Raw genomic sequence first — 20,496 nt, 5'->3', positions numbered from 1 at the left:
TTGGCATGTGAAATTAAAATTTGCAGGGTGTGTTTCCTTTACGAACTCTAGGTTGTGGTTAAACTTGATTTCTTCTGTTTGAGTATTTTAGACGGTAACAATGGCGACTATCACTAAATTATTTAAGCCGACTTTTGACTGCTTCAATAATTCGGTTTTCAGTTGCTTTGGCTTCTAAGGTTGAGCGTTTGCTATAGTGCTCGCCAATTTTAAACACTGTTAAACTTAAGGCCGCGCCAACTTCGAAGGCGATGATAAATCTGGGGATGCCACCTTCTACAATAATTTTAGAATCGCCCAATGTTGACATTACCACTATCGAATAATACAAGCTGTTTAGGTAGGTTGAAACAAGATCTTGCGCATACCCAAAAAATCCACTGAGAGTGTTTAATTCATAACTTGCTTCAACCTTTATTTCACGTAAACCTGAAATCATCTGCTCTTTCGAATCGATAATTCCAATAAAAAAATAACTTCCCGCGCATAAGATAGCTAAGGTTATAAAAAGATACCGTAACTCTTTAATTGAAGTGTCGCTGTGACTTACCCGTTTAATGACATCAAGCAACAACTTACCTAAGTAAGCAAACAGAAGAAATACCAGTAAAATTAGTAAAAGGATTGCTAAAGCGCTATCTCTGGAATAAGGCAGTGCTAAGCCAACAAAGAAAACGCAAAGGGTGAAGAACAGGTTTTTAGAATAAATTTTGGTTAAATCGTCCATAAATCTCTAGCAATTAAGTATCTTGTAAAGGCCAGTGTAGGCATAAGGTAAGCCATCTTTCCTAATACGTTATTTTTAGCACACTCTTTAACCGCTTGTATAGCCTAAAGAATTTAGAAAAATGAATGTTATTTACATAGCGTCTTAAAATACAAATCTAACAACCCTTGGCTATCAACATCAGTACATACTTGTTGTTTAGGCTTATTATGCCAGTCATCAACTGGAAACACTTTTTCAGCGGTTTTGCAAAGTGTCATACCTATGGCTGGGCCTTCGCATATTACTCGTATTGGCCCTTGTTTTACCTTAAATAACTCAGGGGCTAACAAGTAAGCTACTGCGGAAGAGTCGTGTACATAAAACCCATCTAACCCCGCGCTTTCTTTGTGAAAGTCACTGTAAAAGCGGCTGATTTGATAGATAAATTCACCGTAAGTAGCTGACTCATCTCTAAGCTTTTCTATGTAAGCATTACTCATAATACTTTGTTGAGTAACATCTAACCCCACCACTGTTACCGGCCATTTTGCGGTAAACACAATGTCAGCAGCATGTGGGTCGCCTATAATGTTGGCCTCTGCATAAGGGCTAACATTACCTGTATGGCCGTTATGGCCAAAAGCGCCGCCCATAACCACCACTTCTTTTACTAAGGTCGCAATGTCTGGGGCTTTTTGCAGAGCCAAGGCGAGATTGGTTAAGCGCCCTACTGCGATTAAGGTAATTTCGTGAGGGTATTTGCGTACGGTTTCAATGATGAAGTCATGGGCTGAGCGAGCATCGGCAGCAATGGGGAGGGGATCGGGTAGTTCGATATCTCCTAGGCCATTTTGCCCATGTACAAATGTAGTGGGTTCTCCAGCGGCTATGTTTAAAGGGGTGTTAGCGCCTGTACATACGGTTGCTGACATATTAAAGCGCTGCTTTAGGTACAAGGCATTGCGTGTCGCGTTTTCTATGGTGGCGTTGCCAAATACCGTGGTGATCCCTAGTAGCTCAATTTTACTGCTCGCCTCTGCAAACAGAATTGCCATGGCATCGTCTATGCCCGGGTCAGTATCAAAAATAACTTTTGTATTCATACGCTTGTCTCTTGGTTTGCTTCAATGGCTTGCGCCTTTTTCTCAAGTAATAAACAGGTCGAAATCAAAATCGCCACAAGCACAAAGCCTATGACTGTCATTAACATCGCGCTGCTGACGCCAAAGTTCGATACTACTAGTGCAGATAAGGCCGGCGCTAACGTACTGCCTACCGTCGCCGAGCATAGTAAAAAGGTGACTAAAATAGGCGGCGCATTTTTTATTTGTTGTGAGCCCACCGAGATCCCCAACTTGAAAATACACGAGGTCATAAAGCCTAAGCCTAGTGTTATGGTTAAAAACCAGTGGGGATCATCTGTTGTATAAAGCAATGTAGATAACACTATGGCGACGACAATCACGCCTAGTAATAAGGGGCGTGTGGGTACCTTCATCACCAGTAGCGTAACCGTAAGTAGCCCAAATATAGAAGGCCCCCAATAGTTACCCACCGCCGCTGCGGCTTGGTTGGCATCAAGATTAAGGGCTTGCTGTAAGTAATTAGGTGCCCAAGTTAAAAAGGTGGTTTGAGTGGTTAAATAGCAGCATAGAGCGGCGGCTACAATAAATACTCTTGGTGTCCAAATACTTAGATTTGGCTCGGCTTTGGGTACTTGTTCTTGGTTGATATGTGAAGGGTGACTATCAGGAAATGTCAAAGTGAAGCAAGCCAATAAAATAAGCAGGGCAATGGCACCTACTGCTGCATAGCTGAGTGTCCACAACTGATTAGTTGATAATAGCACAACGGCCAATGAAGGGAATATAAACCCCGCCAAACTAAAAGAGCAATCTGTTGCTAAAAACGCTGAAGCACGCTTTTGCTCGTTGTATAAATTGGCAATGAGTACAGCACCACCTGCAAGGCCAACACCGCAACCTATACCCAGTGTAAATAAGTAAACAGAAACCAACCACTGTAACCGGATATCTAAGGCCACCATCACAATCAGTAGCGTGATAAAAATTAGGTAATTGACTTGAAATATGAGTCTGGTAGAAAAACGCCCATACACCAACATAGCAATAAAAGTACCGGCAAATGCTCCGCCAGTTAACAACGAAAACATAGACGCAGCATGGGTAATGCTGATGTTGAGGTAATCAGCAACAGGAGATATTAATACGCCTATTTGCGTCAATAGACCTGCCATCACCATGTAAGTCATAAAGGCGACTATGGTTAAAAGTGCTTTGTTCATCCCCGTTTATCCCAATGTTATTATTTTTATTTAGCTGGTTAGTGCGCGTTTTGTCGCGCCATTTGAACTATCTAACCATGCTTGGCGACGCTTAAACAAAGCAGGAGCGGCTTGGTTAACTTGCTCTATGAGGTGCTGTATATCATGTTCTAGTAAGCGACCGTTTTCTACCAATATTTTACCTGCCACCATAGTCATATCCACATCTTGGCCTTGTACTGCATGGACTAAGTTGTAATGAATATTCATCAAAGGGCCAGAGTCGATAAGGGGTGTCATTCGTGGGGTGTCGCAGCGAACTGCTATCATATCTGCAGACTTACCTACCTCAAGTGAGCCGGTGATATTGTCTAAACCTAGGGCTTTTGCACCATCAATAGTGGCCATACGGCAACTATCCCACGCATCAAGGGCTGCGGCATCTAAGCTTGAAAATTTGGCCAGTAATGATGATGTTTTCATTTCTTCAAACATGTCTAGGTTGTTGTTTTCTTTTTCGCCGTCTGTGCCTAAGCCAACAGCCACTCCTGCTTTTAACATTTTCACAATTGGCGCAGCGCCTGACGCTAGTTTCATGTTGCTAATGGGGTTATGGGCGACACCTATTTTGCGTTCTGCCATTAATGCTATTTCGTTATCATCTGCCCAAACACAATGTGCTAAAAGGGTTTTGGGTGCGTTCAATAAACCAAATTTATCAAGGGCTTGAATAGGTCTTATTTGATAGCGTTCAAGGGTTTGTTCTACGTCAAACTTACTTTCGTTACTGTGAGTATGAAAGCCCACTTGATAGTCTTGGCACATATCGGCGATACGTTTTAAGGCTGGTGGAACAGCGTAAAACAAATGTTCAAGGCCTACCCAAACTTGAATACGGCCATTTGCTTCTTGATGCCAGTTATTAATGAGTGCTTCGTTGCTGTCTAGGGTTTCGAAATAATCGTGATCTGGGTGCTCGGCAACATAAGGCACTAAGCAAGCTCGAATACCTAACTGCTTAGCTGCATCTGCACTGCCTTCCATGTAACGCCACATATCAACTATACATGTTGTGCCAGAAAGCAGTGCCTCTGCATAGCATAACCATGACGATAAACTCGCTTCTTTGGGGGTCAATACCTTATGCATAGGATCAATATATTGTTGCAGCCAATCCCACACCGGCAAGCCTTCAGCCGTGCCCCGTAGCATTCCCGAGTGGCAGTGAGTATTGATTAATCCTGGCATCAAAATACGCTTAGAATACGCCTTAACTGTCACGTTTGGGTGCTGGGCAATTAATTCGCTGGCGACACCTATTTGCTTGATAATGCCTTGTTCTACCAACACTGCACCATCTTTAATTATGGTGTTGTTACTGTCCATAGTGACTAGGTAGTCTGCTTGATAAAGTGTGGCTGTCATATTGAATTAACCCTTGTTGTGTTGTTCAGCGTGGGGCTGGTTAAAAATGGCGTTTAGCAAAATGGCAGTGCATACACTTAATATGATGCCGCTATCGGTAAAAATGGCACTCCAGTGGGGTAAATGTTGAAAATAACTTGGGGCGATCATAGGAATTAAGCCTATGCCCAAACTGGCAGACACCACCAATAAATTAGAGCGGGACTCTGTAAACTCTACCTGACTCAAAATGCGTACTCCCATCAAGGCAACGGTACCAAACATCACCATAGCCGCTGCGCCTAAGGCGTACTGGGGAATAGAGGCAATAATAAACGCCATTTTAGGTAGGCAGCCAAGGGTAATTAAGATAAATGCACCAGCAGCAGCAACGTAGCGACTTTTGACGCCACTTATGGTGACTAACCCTATGTTTTGCGAAAAAGAAGTGTAAGGAAATGCATTAAACAAGCCACCTAATAAGGTACCAAGCCCATCGGATCGTAAGCCTCTAATTAATTGTTTTTGGTCTACTTCTTTATCAACTAACTTACCCAAGGCTAAAAACATACCAGTGGATTCAACCATAGTAACCATCATCACTAATGACATAGAACAAATAGCTAAAAAATCAAAGGTAGGCATGCCCAAACTTAAAGGCTTGATAACAGCAACCCAAGGCTCATTGCTTATGCCTTCAAGAGAGATATCCCCTAATAACCAAGCGGCCGCAAAGCCAGCAAGCATGGCAACCAGCACTGACACATTACTTAAAAAGCCTTTGGCAAATCGGTTAATGAGTAAAATTAAGCCAAGTTGCATTAAGCTAATTAGTAAATAAACAGGTTTACCAAAGTCTGGGTTAGCTGAACCATCAGCAAGAGTTGGGCTGCCACCTGCAGACCATTCAATGCCTACTTTCATTAAGCTAATACCAATAACCAACAAAACAGAACCAGTTACTACAGGAGGGAAGAACCTCATTAAACGGCCCATAACAGGCGCAAAGAGTATGCCTAATATGCCTGAAACAATAATGGCGCCGTAAATGCCTGGCAGGCCTAGTTCGGGGTTCACACCTATGGCAATCATCGGGGCGATAGACGTAAAGGTTACCCCCATCATTATGGGTAATTTAATGCCAAAGTAACGATTGCCAAAACACTGCACTAAGGTGGCAAGCCCTGCCGCGAATAGATCAGCGTTGATGATGAGTGACAAGGTTTCTTTAGGCAGATTAAGCGCTGCCCCTAAAATTAAAGGCACTATGATGCAAGCTGAATACATCACCAATACATGTTGTAACCCTAATAATAAGGTTGGGGCGATGGGCAGGGTTTGATCCACTGGGTGGATGTTGCTCTGTGTGTGGTTTGCCTGTGACTTAATAAATGCCATCTCTTACAACCTCAAAACAAAATGTTAGCAATACATTCAATTTACTCTGTTGGGCAGAGTGTGCAAAATAGAAAGTATTAATATTTTTAATACTTCTGTGGTGATTATGCGTTTATCTATTGAGCAATTAACAGCATTTTGTGCAGTAGCCAACGAAAAATCCTTTTCGGCAGCCGCTCGAAAATTAGGTAAGTCGCAGTCGGCTTTAAGCATTTCGGTGGCAAATTTAGAGATTGATTTTGGGGTAAGCTTGTTTGACCGAAGTAGTCGTTACCCCGTTTTGACTAAGCATGGTGAGTCATTGCTGCGAGACGCTGAAGCCATATTGCATCAATGCTCGTCAATGGAAAACCGTGCAAACAGCTTAGCCGCAGAGCTTGAAAGCCAAGTCACTATTGCCATTGATGAAACCATTCCGTTTCAATTGTTAAATCACAATTTAACCGGATTTGCTGACAGTTTTGCCCCAGTAGATTTAAATATATTGCACCCTTCATCACAATACATTCAGCAGATGATAGAGCAAGGAGAAGCGTCTTTAGGCATTATGTGTGCAGGCACTCACTATCCTAAAGATATACACTTTAAAAGATTAGGTAATATTATTTTTGCTAATGTGGTTCACAAAGACCACCCTTTAGCCAAGTTGCCACAGGTTAATTTTGAGCAACTTAATCAACACCGGCAATTGGTTTACTCGCCTTTGTTAGAAAAACTGCCCACCAGTGAATACTTAAGTGCCACCAATCAGTGGAAAATGTCGAGTTATCTAACCCTAATGAATACCCTGTGTACGGGCATGGGATGGGCCACTGTGCCCAAGCAATTGATGCTAGATTTACAGTTACAAGACCAATTATGTGAATTGCAGCTTACCTCATACCCCCACACAGAATGGGAGGTGGGCGTAGATTTAATTTGGTCATCTAGCGAGCGTTTAGGAAAAGCGGGTAGCTGGCTAAGAGATGCATTTGGGGTGACGCCGATAAAGCAAGTGTCACTTTAACGCTCATCTGCATTTGCAATTTGCCATCACCAAGTACATGGTAATAACTTATGTGCATGGCCTGTTTTTAAACCAATAAAGGATGTAAATGATTGCAGTAAATCGTCAAAATAAATGGGCGCAAATCATATCGAGGCATTACTGTTACTCATCACCACACAAGCATACACATCGATGGAGACACAGAAAGTTTACTCTGCCTCCAGATATTTCGTTTTGGTGAACTCTCTTCTCATATTTAAAAAGGCGAGAAACTGCTAGGTCGATTTCGTGGCCTGCTTGCAATAATGGTTAAAACATTTAGCCGTTTAGCGAAATCCTGCACTTAATCAGCTAGATAAAAAAAGTCAGTAGTAGATAATTTAATTTGCTGTCCAGTATTTCCATTTGAACATTTCATATCATTAGCCATATTATAGCGCCCGGGCAATTTTCGAGAAGACCAAACAATCTCATTTGACTGAATATCTAAAGCGATTACTTTGTATTGTCGTGAGTTATTGTCTATATCTCCACTCTCAACATCAATTTCACTCGTGTGAACATAGGCAACTGTTGAACCATTATCGAGGGTGTTCATGCAGCTTTGCATCCCAGAATAGCCTATTGCAATATCTGCTGGTAAAGCTGTTTGCTCTATAGAAAAAGTTTTGTCTGTTAAGTTAAATGTGGCTTTATCAAATAAACTAGACGTTGGATTAGATTGCATTAAAACTAAGTATTGCTCATCTTCAATTTTGATAGGCTCAAAAATACTGTTATCTTCGCCATCGAAACCACTGGGTAATTCATATGTTCCATCAAAAACAAAACTATCATCTTCGGCTTTCACTAGCACAAGTTTATCTTCTAATAAAAACGCAAGATGATAAGTCTCATTAAATGTAAAAAAACGCCAATAAGAAATATCATTAAAACTCCAGCTATAGCTATCATCTACGGGGAATTCTACTTCGGCAACTATATCTAAATCAGGAAGCGACCAAAATACCAACGTTTGATATTCGCTAGTAACCAGCACTTGCTGCCCGTTGTTTTCAAAGATCCCTACTATGTCGCTTAGTCTTGAACGAGAGGGACTTGATTGAACCTCATTGCCCTGAATATCAAATCCATAAATGACAGAGCTATTTGGATAATGCTGCGTATCTATGTCCCACCCTAGAAGCACATCATCTATTAATGTCGAAGTCCCATAACTTACATAACTATCTCTCAGAACAGCGCCTATTCGTCCCACTTGACTGGACACGCTTAGTTCATCATCAATTGAAACAACTCCACGTGCTGCACCAACAGTAAATGAATCATCGCTAGACGCTAGTATTCTATCAAACACGCCTAAGTCTGAATCGGAAGCAAAATCATAGGGTAAGTCATAGATATCCTCCCCAAATGGAATAATAGATATATAGTCTTTAGCAAGATCATCCCCTCCATCAACCGTATATGCCTTTGAACATTCGAGTAGAATTGTAGTGTCTTCAATATTTTCAAATGATTGAGATAAACGACAAGAAGAATAGGTGTAGTTGTCATTGGGCGGAGAATATAGATTCGGATCGGTTATATTCATTTCAGCATCAACAAGGTAAATACCTTGCTCATTTTTACTATAACGAGTGATTGAGGTGCCTGAATTAGACGTGATGTAAAGCTCAGAAAAATCAGGGAGTGAGGAAAGCGACATAGTTGTATCCGGATCTTGGTGCTCATGTACACTCTGTTTTAATTGAAGCTGACCATTTTCAAAATCGTAAACTTCAACACCAGTCGAAACCAAGACTAATAACAACTCAACTTTGTTGTCGCCATCTATGTCATACCAAAAAGCTTGGTCAAAATAGCTAAGGTTGACACTCTCTATATCAGCAATGAACTCAAAAGTATTTTTGTTGAAAATGTCACTACCAATCAACAGCTCACTAACACCATCACCATCCACATCGCTAAGCGATATTGACGTGTAAGCACTACTGAATGCTAAATTAAATGAATGGAGACGCTCTCCAGAAGTGGCATTTCTAACATATTTGTCAGTAACTAACTCGCGTACTCCATCATCATCCAAATCAACCAAAATTGCGGTCCATTCTCTTGAAGTAAAGGCCTCATCTATAAATAAAAGTGATGCGGTATCACTCGATGGATCATAACTATAAAATTCCCCATTAACTGATTTTGCAATTAACACATTGTCGGTTTCGTCATAAGTAGCAAACTCCCAACTTTCAACCGTTCCTAGGTAAGTAAATAATAATTGAGGTATAGAGCCGCTGAAGTCCCAAGCCTCAATTACTCCGGGATAAAGCAATAATAAGTCTTTTACATTATCTGCATTCACATCCTGCCAAGACTGGCTGCTTGAATACCCTGTTAAAAATATACTTGGCTTAGTCTTGGTATCGGTAACTAATGACTGATGCCTAGCAACAACAACATGATCCGAGTTAGTCACTGTCACTCCAAAATTGACAGCGGTATCTGTGCCGAAATCTGGAATGTTTCCATCCCATATCAATCCGATTTCAGGCTCATAAGTCATAGAAGCAGGACCATGATTCTGCTCAATTTCAAAAGGCCCGTCGTCTGCAGGGTTATCTATAACAAGGTCAAATTCAACTGGCGTGCCTATTGCCATATTGTCAGTGCTTCCAACAATAGTGACATTGGCAGGATCCTTCCGCACATAAAAACTAAACGTCAGCTCATCTGATTCGAGTTGTCCATCTGAAACCACCACAGATAACTGATAGGTACCAGCGGTATTCGAAACGAGGGTTGCAATATCCCTAATTGATCCATTCAACTGAAAGTCAGCACCATCAGGGGAGTCTAATACTGACCAATTAAACGAGATCAAATCATAATCGTCATCGAAGCTTGCTGAAGCATCTAACGCTATATTCGTATTCTTATCGAGTAAATCCCCAAGCTCGGCTAAACGAATGTTTGGGGCTTGATTACTAGAGCTTTCAAATTCTTTTTGAATAAAAAAACTATATGGTATTTCAGCTGAAACCGCATAAAGACTTTCTGCCTGTTCTAGAGCCAAACTAATAGTTGATGCAGATGTTACAGAAATGAGTAAGTCTGCATCACCACTCGCCTTTATTGCTAAAGTATTGTCTTCTGGCTCAGAGAATATGTCAGGACTTGTAATAGTTGTTAAATCTAGATAACCGAAGGTAGAAATATAAAGCCTTCCATCCACTGCATAAGTAATATCAGATTCACTTGCAGAAAAGCGGGATGTAAATTCGTGAAGATAATAAGATTCATCAGTATTGGTTTCAGTAATCAGTAGATTTAATGAAGATTCGAAGCTGCTACTAAAATCTAAGACTACATCACCTTTTAGAACGTGTTCTGTGCCATGAAGGCTACTACTTACAGATAGGCTTTCGAACTCTAAAGTACCTAAAGACAACTCATCAAACTCATCAAGCTCGTCGATAGTTAATTTACCATCGCCATTAATTATATAGGGACCCGTTAAGCAATCGGTGTAACTCACGTCGGCCGTGTTATTGGATATAGCGACTAACTCTAATGAACCTGATTCGCAATCATCATAAATATAGTCGTCATAATTTGAAACTAAAGCATCAAATCTTAATTTTTTTAACTCGTCACCGAATACCAGAACACTAACAACATCAGTAATTAAAGTTACATGATAGGCGACAGAATGGGAGTTTTGCGCTGTGACAGAAGCCTTTGTAGAAATGCCCTTATATTCAGAAAATAACTTCTCAGATATTGGTTGCAATGAATCACTTGGGTTACTAGTTGAAGAGCTACTTCCTCCACCACAAGCCGTGATTAAAAATAACACTAGTAGCAAAAATAAATTGGCATACATTATAAATTAGCTTCTTGAACTCTGATCCCATAAAGCTTGATACTAACTCATCAATAATGCCAAATCACTTTGATTTTCAATTCCCTGCTCATTAATCCTGCTGCCAAAAGATTAGGCATAAAAAAAGACTAGCTTTGATCAAATTATGAGGAAGGTTCATAACCAAAAAACTATCTAGACACGCAAAAATTTGGATGTTAAAACTATCTAGACACGCAAAAATTTTGATGTTTTTGATAGTTGAACTAGGCTTTTAGGGTTAATTATTTGAAAGGATTCAATGATGGCCCAGTCCCGCAAATCTCAAGTCAGTTTGTCAGATACCCCTTATTATCATTGTGTGAGTCGTTGTGTACGTCGTTCATTTTTGTGTGGCGTGGATAATTACTCAGGCCAAAGCTATGAGCATAGAAGAGGGTGGGTTGAAGATAGGTTATTGTTTTTAGCTTCTGTGTTTGCCATAGATGTGTGTGCTTATGCGGTGATGAGTAACCATGTGCATGTGGTGTTACACGTTGATGTAAATAAGGCGCTTTGTTGGAGTGATAAAGACGTGGTGACCCTGTGGCATAGTCTTTATAGCATAACTAACTAGACATATATGGACGCTCCACTATCGTCAAGGCAATATTTACCTTCACCTTCAATTAGAAGATGTTTAATTCTTTATTTTTATTAGCACATCCAGTCTAACGATAAATAATTAAGGGTCGTACTGACATATATCCGGCCTATTATGAGAGTGAGATTATTGGTGTACTCTCTGGCCCTAATGAGATCCGCACTTAACTGTCTCAAACACCCACTCGGTTTTAAAAACCTTGTCTAGTACAGACTGTTGCTAAGTGCGGGAAACCCGCTTTTACATCATTTTTCGTCGACTTTGATTGTGTATTTTATCTATATGATTTTGCCATATTAGGCTTGATATTTAGCTAGCTACCGGCTGATAGTTTTCATTTCGCTGTAATAATATCCAAGCTAATCGGGCTAGGCGATTGGCCAGTGCTACCGCCGCTTTGTTCTTGCCACGTCGTTCAACTAATTGTTTTACCCATACGGACAATTTGTCGTCTCGGGTTTTTATGCGATGCATTACACTGCGAGCACCATGTATGAGTTGTTTGCGTAAATATTGATTACCGCGTTTGGTTATACCGCCATAAAAAGACTTTTCTCCACTGGCATACTGCTTAGGAGTGACACCTAACCATACCGACAATGCACGAGGGTTTTCAAACTGACTACCATTGCCAATTGCAGCATATAATGCGGTGGCATTGAGCACGCCTACACCGGGCAGTGTCATTAACCGTTGGCATAGGGTGTTTTGTTGCACATATTGCTTTAACTCGATTTCAATTGACTGGCAGCGCTTGCTGAGTTGGTCGTATTCTTCCTTGGTGTCTCTTAGCTGATGTTTCATTCGTAGACTAATACGTTCATCTTTCGGGTCTATGAGAGCCGTAATATGCAGTGTAAAGCTTTTTAAACCTTGAGGGATAATCACGCCATACTCGCTAAGCAGTCCTCGTGTTTGATTAATAATACTGGTTCGTCTGGCAATCAGCTTATCGCGAATACGATGCAGTGCTTGAATGTCTTGTTGCTCAACAGATTTAAGCGGCACAAATTTAATGTTAGGACGCCAAGAGGCTTCCGCAATCGCGATGCTATCATTACGATCATTCTTATTCCCTCGAACAAAGGGTTTAACATGTTGAGCTGGGATTAAATGAACAATATGTCCCATGTCTTTAAACAACCGCGCCCAATAGTGACTTGAATAACAGGCTTCCATAACAACAATGGCTTTGCCTTGCTGAGCCATAAAAGGTGCCAGTTTCTGACGAGAGAACTGTTTATTACTTTGCATTTTATGTTGGGGTGAAAACACACCTACTTGAAACACATTCTTTGCTAAATCGATGGCAATAGTATTAAGATTGTTCACAGGACGCTCCTTAGTAATTAACTGTTGTTTGCACATTCAGTTTGGCGCATTTTGACGCCGTTGCTACTTTGGAGCGTCCATCTCATCACCCAAGATAAATTTAGGTGTGATGATATTTTTTGCAGTATTTAAAATATCTGTATTAGCTCATTGCTAAGAGTGCGACACCATCGTATGGGCAAGCTCTAGGAAATCTTGCAGGTAATCATGCTACAGTGAAAAACGGCGATATCGTAGACAAATGCTTGGGAATATAATTAAGTTAAGGAGTGAATAATGAGTAATGTTAACCGTTTCTTGAATTGTATTATGAGCTACTCTAATTCTATTGTATTTTTGCTTTGCCAGTTTTTCGTATGTATCAATCTTAATGCGGCTTCTACTATAGAAGTACCCATTAGCATTAAAAATACTGACTATTATAAAATTGAGGTGGGCGATACGTTTTTACGCGTACCTGTAAACTCAGATGAGTTAAGCGCAATTGCGATTGAAGTCTTTCTGCCCTTGCCCAACTCCACTATGAAATTAGTTGATGGTAATAATTTAACCATAGCCACTTACGACACAACTTCTGAAGAGTATACCGATGGAAGTGAAATAGGTGACGGGCTGCCAGGTGGTGCATACCACGTCTATTTAGCTAACGTTAACTCCCAAGGTCGATTTAACTTGGTATTGGAGTTTGACAGTGCAACTGAATCAGTTTCAGCATTTATTAGTGCTGTGATATCAGCACCGATAAAGGCAAGACTAATACTATCTGAGACAGAGGCGTTTACTGGTAACCCGGTGACTATTGCTTTAACTCTGAATGGTATGGGGCAACAAACGGTCGGTTTGAAACCAGTTCTTGGAATATTTGATGAGCAATTGCATGTCACACGAGTGATTTCCTTATTGGACGATGGTGTCGGGGTAGACAGTGCTGCGAACGATGGCGTTTATTCAGCAGTTGATTTCCCTGAGTCAGCAGGGACGTTTATTTATCAAACTCAACCCCAGGTTGATGACGATAGAGTTACCATACTCCCAAAAACTGGCATGCCTCTAACAGTACACAGTAAATATGCAGATATTGTTGATACTCGTTTTACAAGTGAAGTTGTTGAAGGTTGCGTGGATAACATAACGCAAGAGGTAGATATCTATGCAACTAAAGCTGATGAATATATGGTCAGAAGTACACTTATAGATACTCAACACAATGAGTTGGTAATAGTTGGGCGTATTAGCTTAGGAGCAAATGAACTCGGGAGAGTTTTTCTGACGTTTAATAAAGATGAAATTAGGAGAAAGCTTCCTAGTGGGGCGCCATATAAAATAAAGTACACCAAATTAATACCTGAATATTTTTATAGATATTTAGATATGGACACTATTATTCCCCAAGAACAGGCGGTACTGAGTAACATTGCCGAAGTATGTTTGCCGGATAAAAGATAAAGGAGTCGTGCTCTGAGTGAACTCCACTAAAAAAATTGTATGGACATCCACTTTAATTTCAAAAAAATTACGATGGGTGTCCAGTTAGCAATTAGCGATAGCTTACCCGAATTGACTCGATGAAGGCCGACATATTTCATTTATCAACGTGCTGTTTATTTATACAGTTATAATGCGTATTTTAAAGCTTTCCGCTTTTTGCTGTTTTTATTTTCGAAAAAATATCTATTGAAAATAGATCATTTAATTTTATCTCATTGTTTTTGTTGAAGTTAATACTCTTAGTGCAAATATAATATTCTGTACTTATCCAGACTCATGATTTCTACATAGTACGCCAATCAAAAAATTCCCTTTGAAAGCCAATAAGTATATGAAAAGATAGAGTAAATTAATTGCCAGGATCATTATTCCGTTTATTCCTAAAGTGGCTTAAACGTGCGGTCTGGCTAATATACTGTTAGGTGCTTAGACAGTTGAGGTATTCATGGAATTAGAAGATTTAGCTGCAAAAATTCGGTCAATCATTGAATTTGAAACAACTCGAATGGAAGAGAGAATTAGAAATTTATACACAGTCCAAAGTCTATTCTTTGTGGCAATTGCGCTTACATGGGAAAAAAGCGATAAAATAGTTATAAATTTATCTGTATCAGCCGCTGTTAGCTTATTGGTCTTATCAATTTTAGTTACCCAAGCACAGGGGAGATTAATCAATACAGAAAATAAACTCAAAAAAGTAATTTCAGGTAATAGTGATCTAGAAACAATTTATCAAGGTGCATTGCAGCACGATTTTAATATTCTTAAATTACCTCCCTCGTTTTGGATTGCTGCATCATTAGGTTTTGTTTGGAGCGTCATTATCATTCAAAAGGTAATTTTATAAAGTGTACGCACCTAACAAACCAATTATTCCGAACTCTATTCGCTGCGCTCGTTTCGTCGGCATATTGGCTCGTTAGGTGACAAGGAAGATTTAGTAGATGGAACCAAATTACTCAGAGTACTCGACCACAGAGCTAGAAGATGCTCTAGCCAATATAGATAAGGAACGTTTTCCAGACCGGCTAGAGCGAATAAAAGTCGAATTAGTTTCGCGACAAACATCAGAGAAAAGCAGCTTAAATACAGTTAGTGATGACTTTGAGCCAAACGAACAATTTTTCAAATGTCCGACTTGTGAAAAGAAAATAGGCTTCTTCTCTAAAACTGCTAATAAATGGGGGAAGAAAAAAACATGTCCACACTGTAACTCTCCATTTGAAACATCGGTTAAGCTTAAAGTATTTGCTATTGCGCTCATACCTGCGCTTATTATTCACCTATTCATATTGCGTCCGCTTGTAGTTTCTTTTGGCTTACATGGAGCAATAAGCACTGGTATTATATGTGGCATTCTTTCGTTTCTTTCCATACGTTACAGGAGAGTCCGGAGCATTAATGTCACCTAATAAAAAATTAAGTCACTCACTTCGTTTGCTGGGACGCGCATACACGCGGGGCGGCTGCGCCATTATGCCCCTGCCCCTTATTTAAAAGTTATAAGTTAAGTTATGATTATCGTACAAAACATACAAACACATTGGACTAAAGCCTCAAGAGGGATGCCAAACTCAAAACTAAGAAACTCTGTCCCAAGGAGGCTAGCGTTACCTCATATTGAAAATGATGCAGCCATTTTTGTTCATGAGGTCAAAGCAACCGAAGATAATGGTTTTAATCTTGAAAGTGAAACTTTGGTTATTCCAAATCAAAAGAAATACTGGTCGTTTGAGTTTACAGAGTCCGATAATAGGTTACATGTATTCTTTAGCTATAGTTACAATGAACATGGAGCGCCAAATAGGGGAAGTTTTCGCCGTAATCTTATAAACCTATCTAAAGGTGAAACGGCTAGCTTTCATATAAATGGTCGTTTTACTTATTATAGTGGTCAGTGGTATCGGCAGTATTTTGTAAATATTGGGTACGGGGTTAGCGAAACTGACGTTTTCCTGTCAAAGCCGTTTAATCGTCATGTTAATAAAATGGTCAATTTATTCTAAATGCGGCGTTATCAGTCATGGTTCAACGAATGAAATATGTATTAGTTCTAATTATCGGCCTCGCTAATCTGTCATATTCTCAGCAATGGAATACTTAGGAAGGCCTGCCAATCCCCAATTCAGATAACCAAAAATCCGGTGAGAGTTTTGGTGCACACTTAATTCTCACAAACGATCACAGAGAGTTAACTAAGAAATGGAATTTATCTTTGCCACTATCTTTTAGTTTGGACACGAATAAAGTGTATGTTGCAACTTTTGTAGCCGCTTGGGCTCTTGCTGTCTTTCTTAAGTATTAATTATGCCTAAGAAGGCAATCAAATCACACAGCAGCGCGCTATGCGGCAGCAAACTAAGCCATACAGGCGCGCAAACAACACGCGCCATTTATAAAAAGCATTATGGTCTTCAGAAGTGATTGTGAAAATTATCGAGTCTAAATTAAATGCAGAACCTTACCATTCGCTGATAAAAGCTATTGCACTGGACATGTTCGCTTTTGGCCCGTAGCAATTTACCAGATTGAACTAACCCTACTTCAATTATTAAGGGGTATAGACTATAGGTTCGCCGGTTGCGGCATCAATTCTATCTAAAGACGGCCCTTCATAACTATTGTTCAGTAGTTCAACTACCGCATCGCCGTACCTAGAAAACCAAAAATCTCCTAATGCTTTTAATCTCTTAATATTGGTTTTACTTATGTCGTCCATGGCATCGTCTGGTGCGTTTGTTAGCCCTGGTTGTTTGCGCATTTCAGCGTTTACTCTTATATAGCTTCCTGGCTGGGTAATGGTGATTGCTTGGTATGCTACGACTTTTTCGTCTGATAACAAATCAATAATCTGCCCTTTAAGCATCCACTGTACGGCACCCCATTTTTGAGAATCAGGGCCATTAATTTTACGTGTGTGCGTACCGGTGCCTATGGTTAACACGCGCTTTTCAAAACTTGGCCATAAGCGGCTTGCCTCAGCATAAGCGCACATTGTAGGGTTATTAGCTACCACACCACCATCGATGAGCCAGTGTTCTTCGTTGTCGGGGGGCAGTGGTAAACCTTTAGTAGGGAAATAAGTGGGTGCAGCACTCGATGAGTCTGCCACTTGGTAAGATAGTAGTTTTTGGTACTCGGGTTTAGTTGACTTAATCACAAAGGGGCGACGTTTCTCTACACCATAGGTGACTGCAAGTACGTGTTTTCCGTCAGGTACATCACCTAATTTAGCTGCGCCTAGTTTGTCTTTTAAGGTCGAGGCTTTGCCTTTGGCTTCGTATTTTGGGGCATTAATACCATCTAGCTCGAACACGCCTTTGTTGTCGGTAAAAATCTTTTTGGCATTGGTGACGTTATATAAATTATTGATATCGTCCATAGACATATCTGTGGTGGCCAGCGCCAAAGCTATGATGCTACCGGTACTGGTGCCTGCATAAAAGTCGACACAGTCACGTACCGACTTTTGATACTTGGCCTGTAGTTGGGTTTCTACAAGACTTAAAAATTGTGTGGTGGCAGCGCCGCGAATACCGCCGCCATCGAGTGATAAAATAAGTTTAGACATGGTGAAATCCTTTTTTGGTTAAAGCGTCAATGCAATCATTGGCGCTAATAATGATAGTCAAAAAATACGAAGTTATAGTGTTAGCTTTGTATTTTTTATCTCACTCCTTGAGTTACTTTGTTGCCCTTTAAATTTGCTGTAATCGCAGGGCTATTTCTGGCTCTATAAGCGCAATGACTTCGTTTTTAAGTAAGTCACTTTGTTCAGCATAGCTCAATTGCCCTTGCTCATCTGCTTCAATTAATGCGTTATCTTTCAGGGCATTAATAAAGGTTGCGAGTACTTTTTTGTCAAAGAATTCTGGTGAGTTAATTCCATTTAAAGCAGATAAACGAGCCGCAAATTGAGCGCTTTGTTTTTCTAGTTCTTTGCGATTTATTTGTTCTTCTTTGCACAACAAGGTTAATACTAATGCATAGCGTTGCAGGGTTTCTTGAATGCTGCGGTTTAGTAAATACACAGAATAAAAAGCGTGATTTGATGGTGAAGCATGTTGAATTTTATCACCGTGATTCACTAATAACCCCATAGTCAACATTTGGTCTATTAGTGATTCTATGTATTTTTTTGCCTCTTGATGATCCATGTACATGAAAAGCTCTTGCTTGAGCAGTGGGAAAAGTTTGCCCGTAAGCTCAACAATTTGTGCTTTATCCATCTCGTCATGGGCAAAGACTATGGCGGCGATAAGCCCTGGCAATGCGAACAAATGCAAGATGTTGTTTCTGTAGTAGGTTTGGGCAACGGCTGTACTTTCTTTTAGGGATACAATTTCACCAAAGCTATCTTCGGTAATGTTTAGCTTGTTGAGTTTTAGGGTAGTTTCAAGCAGCTCTGCCCCAGTGCCTTCAGGAATAGTGACTAGCTCACTATAGGGTGAGCATTTAAGTAAACTAATAAAGTGATCGATGGCGGTTTCTAACTCGATTCTCGACATGGCATGTTTATTCGATGACAACAAACATAGTGAGCAAAGCGCCATGCCATTTACCGCGGCTGCTTGGTTAATTCTGCTCATCACTTCTGTCGCAAGGCTGTTCACTACCGGTGTTAACCACTGAGGCTTTTTGTCGATATTGGCTTGTTGGTCATCACGCCAATCTGGGGCTTGTTGATCTAAAAAGTTTGTAAGGTTGATGGGTTCGCCAAAGTTTAAAAAACCAGTTCCATAATTTTTAAGCTTTTTAATGGCTGAAAATATTTGGAAGAAAGATTCTTTTTGCTTACTTTTGCCGTGGAGCTCTTTAACGTAACTCGATACTTCCATTACGTGTTCGTAGCCAATGTAAACAGGCACAATACTCACTGGGCGGTTTATACCTTTTGCCACGGCTTGCATGGTCATGGCTAGCATGCCCGTTTTAGGGGGCAATAAACGCCCTGTTCTACTGCGGCCACCTTCAGGAAAATACTTCACTGAATTGCCTTTTTTAAAGAGTAGTTCTAGGTATTCACGAAACACTGCGGTATATAATTTGTTACCAGCAAAACTGCGGCGTAAATAGAAGGCCCCCGCCTTACGTAAAATACCGCCAATTGGTGGAAAGTTAAGATTAATCCCCGCGGCAATTCTTGGGGTGACTAATCCTTGGTGGTAAATAACATAGGTGAGTAACAGATAATCCATATGACTACGATGGCAAGGGACATAGATAATTTCATGGCCATTTTGAGCGAGATGCCTTACTTTTTCAGCGTGTTGTACTTCAATGCCGTTGTAAATTTTGTTCCATATTTTGGTTAAAATCCTTTCGCCAAGACGTATTAAGCCAGGTCTATAGTCTGCTGCAATTTCATCTACATACTTTTTGGCTTCTAACTTGGCTTTCTGCTGACTTATATTTTTTGTTTTGGCGCGGTCATGAATAGCTTTAAGTACAGATTCAGAACCTAATACGCCATTATACAATTCATGCCTTTCTAAAATATTGGGGCCTGTTAGTGTTTGCTGTCTACGATGAAAGTGAGTGCCTGCTACTCTAATTAATTTATGGGCAATGGTTTGGTCGTCGCCTTTGAGTTCTACCATGGCTCGAGATGACACTGCTTTGCTGTAACATACAAAATTATCTCTGCCTAAAAACAACACAATAAAGAATTTTCGTAACCAACTAGGTGATACTTGATTGGCAATAATATCAGACCAACTTGATAGGGTTTTGTCGGGCGCGCGGCCCCAAAGAATAGATACTGGTACTATTTGTATATCTAGGTTTGGATCTTCTCTATGTAATCTAAATAAGGTGCTGGCGTCTTCAAGAATATCAGTGCTACTGGTTTTGCGATTGAGTACTGACTTAGGCTTTTGTAAAAACAAGCAAGAAGCATGGTTTTTACCTGCTACTTCAATTGTGTCTGTTGGCTTAGGTAAGCCTAAGGTTTTTGCAGACATTTTTAATGCAAGGAGATCAGTAATTGAATGGGTGCGCAGTAAATAAACAATAGGTTTAGACTTATCTATACCTAATTCACCTTCGATATCTGTTGGTGTACTGTTGGCTTTCACTAGCCATTTAACAGGAACCGCTATCACAGCAGATAACAATTTATGCAACCACATTTTTTATCTCAACTTGTAAACTCTAGAACAGGCAAAGGATATCACAGAGCACAACCACTTTTCTTTTGCTGTTTTATATACACAGTAAAAAACTGGCTGGTGGCGCTTTATTTTAAATGAGCCGTGTCTATCGTGTTCTATTTTTACTCGTATTGTTTGATATACCTTCGTATACATTCAAATTACTACAATGTAGTTATTCTCTTTGCAATGCTTGTTTTTAAAAACTACATTGTAGGAAATATTAGGAGGATTTA

14 protein-coding genes and 1 pseudogene are annotated in these 20,496 nt (G+C 40.2%); 6 read left to right on the top strand and 9 right to left on the bottom strand.

Translation table 11 applies throughout. The features are described from left to right. Positions 1-118: 118 nt before the first annotated feature. From ABJE44_RS02155 to ABJE44_RS02135, 5 genes are all read right to left on the bottom strand, one after another. Complete coding sequence (locus tag ABJE44_RS02155; RefSeq protein WP_348110804.1) at positions 119-727, bottom strand: hypothetical protein; 609 nt, start codon at positions 725-727, stop codon at positions 119-121. Between the two features lie 128 nt (positions 728-855). Continuing rightward, a complete protein-coding gene (locus ABJE44_RS02150) occupies positions 856-1,812 on the bottom strand; it encodes a nucleoside hydrolase (RefSeq protein WP_348110805.1) in 957 nt (318 codons plus the stop codon). Then, positions 1,809-3,014, bottom strand: a complete 1,206-nt coding sequence (tsgA, locus tag ABJE44_RS02145; protein WP_348110806.1) for an MFS transporter TsgA — start codon at positions 3,012-3,014, stop codon at positions 1,809-1,811. Before tsgA ends, ABJE44_RS02150 begins: the two co-directional genes overlap by 4 nt. Before the next feature lie 30 nt (positions 3,015-3,044). Then, positions 3,045-4,418 carry an amidohydrolase gene (locus ABJE44_RS02140; protein ID WP_348110807.1) on the bottom strand — a complete coding sequence of 458 codons (1,374 nt, stop codon included), beginning with the start codon at positions 4,416-4,418 and terminating at the stop codon, positions 3,045-3,047. A gap of 6 nt (positions 4,419-4,424) precedes the next feature. Next, entirely contained in the window at positions 4,425-5,795 is a 1,371-nt protein-coding gene (locus ABJE44_RS02135; protein WP_348110808.1) for a nucleobase:cation symporter-2 family protein, read from the bottom strand. 106 nt (positions 5,796-5,901) lie between these two features. On the opposite strand from ABJE44_RS02135, the gene ABJE44_RS02130 reads away from it, so the two are divergent. Then, the gene (locus ABJE44_RS02130; protein WP_133471841.1) at positions 5,902-6,801 is read left to right on the top strand and encodes a LysR family transcriptional regulator; all 900 of its coding nucleotides are present in this window, start codon (positions 5,902-5,904) and stop codon (positions 6,799-6,801) included. A 325-nt stretch (positions 6,802-7,126) separates the two neighbouring features. Here the strand turns inward: ABJE44_RS02130 and ABJE44_RS02125 are convergent, their stop codons facing one another. Then, entirely contained in the window at positions 7,127-10,666 is a 3,540-nt protein-coding gene (locus ABJE44_RS02125; RefSeq protein WP_348110809.1) for a hypothetical protein, read from the bottom strand. A 283-nt stretch (positions 10,667-10,949) separates the two neighbouring features. On the opposite strand from ABJE44_RS02125, the pseudogene ABJE44_RS02120 reads away from it, so the two are divergent. Then, a pseudogene (locus tag ABJE44_RS02120) lies at positions 10,950-11,246 on the top strand (transposase); the annotation flags it as partial. A 351-nt stretch (positions 11,247-11,597) separates the two neighbouring features. Here the strand turns inward: ABJE44_RS02120 and ABJE44_RS02115 are convergent. Further along, positions 11,598-12,620, bottom strand: a complete 1,023-nt coding sequence (locus tag ABJE44_RS02115) for an IS110 family transposase (RefSeq protein ID WP_348110810.1) — start codon at positions 12,618-12,620, stop codon at positions 11,598-11,600. Between the two features lie 276 nt (positions 12,621-12,896). On the opposite strand from ABJE44_RS02115, the gene ABJE44_RS02110 reads away from it, so the two are divergent. The 4 genes from ABJE44_RS02110 (at position 12,897) to ABJE44_RS02095 (ending at position 16,114) form a co-directional block, all read left to right on the top strand. Next, positions 12,897-14,066 carry a choice-of-anchor X domain-containing protein gene (locus ABJE44_RS02110; protein WP_348110811.1) on the top strand — a complete coding sequence of 390 codons (1,170 nt, stop codon included), beginning with the start codon at positions 12,897-12,899 and terminating at the stop codon, positions 14,064-14,066. Positions 14,067-14,553: 487 nt separating this feature from the next. Beyond that, entirely contained in the window at positions 14,554-14,955 is a 402-nt protein-coding gene (locus tag ABJE44_RS02105) for a hypothetical protein (protein WP_348110812.1), read from the top strand. A 97-nt stretch (positions 14,956-15,052) separates the two neighbouring features. Beyond that, a complete protein-coding gene (locus ABJE44_RS02100) occupies positions 15,053-15,520 on the top strand; it encodes a hypothetical protein (protein ID WP_348110813.1) in 468 nt (155 codons plus the stop codon). A gap of 102 nt (positions 15,521-15,622) precedes the next feature. Beyond that, entirely contained in the window at positions 15,623-16,114 is a 492-nt protein-coding gene (locus ABJE44_RS02095) for a hypothetical protein (RefSeq protein WP_348110814.1), read from the top strand. Between the two features lie 545 nt (positions 16,115-16,659). Here ABJE44_RS02095 and ABJE44_RS02090 read toward each other — a convergent pair. Beyond that, entirely contained in the window at positions 16,660-17,679 is a 1,020-nt protein-coding gene (locus tag ABJE44_RS02090) for a patatin-like phospholipase family protein (RefSeq protein WP_348110815.1), read from the bottom strand. Positions 17,680-17,806: 127 nt separating this feature from the next. Beyond that, entirely contained in the window at positions 17,807-20,239 is a 2,433-nt protein-coding gene (gene plsB / locus ABJE44_RS02085; RefSeq protein ID WP_348110816.1) for a glycerol-3-phosphate 1-O-acyltransferase PlsB, read from the bottom strand. Positions 20,240-20,496: the final 257 nt, after the last annotated feature.

This window comes from Paraglaciecola sp., from assembly GCF_039942875.1.
GTDB lineage: Bacteria > Pseudomonadota > Gammaproteobacteria > Enterobacterales > Alteromonadaceae > Paraglaciecola.
The sequence above is the reverse complement of the archived record's forward strand: the minus strand, read 5'-3'. Positions and strand labels throughout refer to the sequence as shown.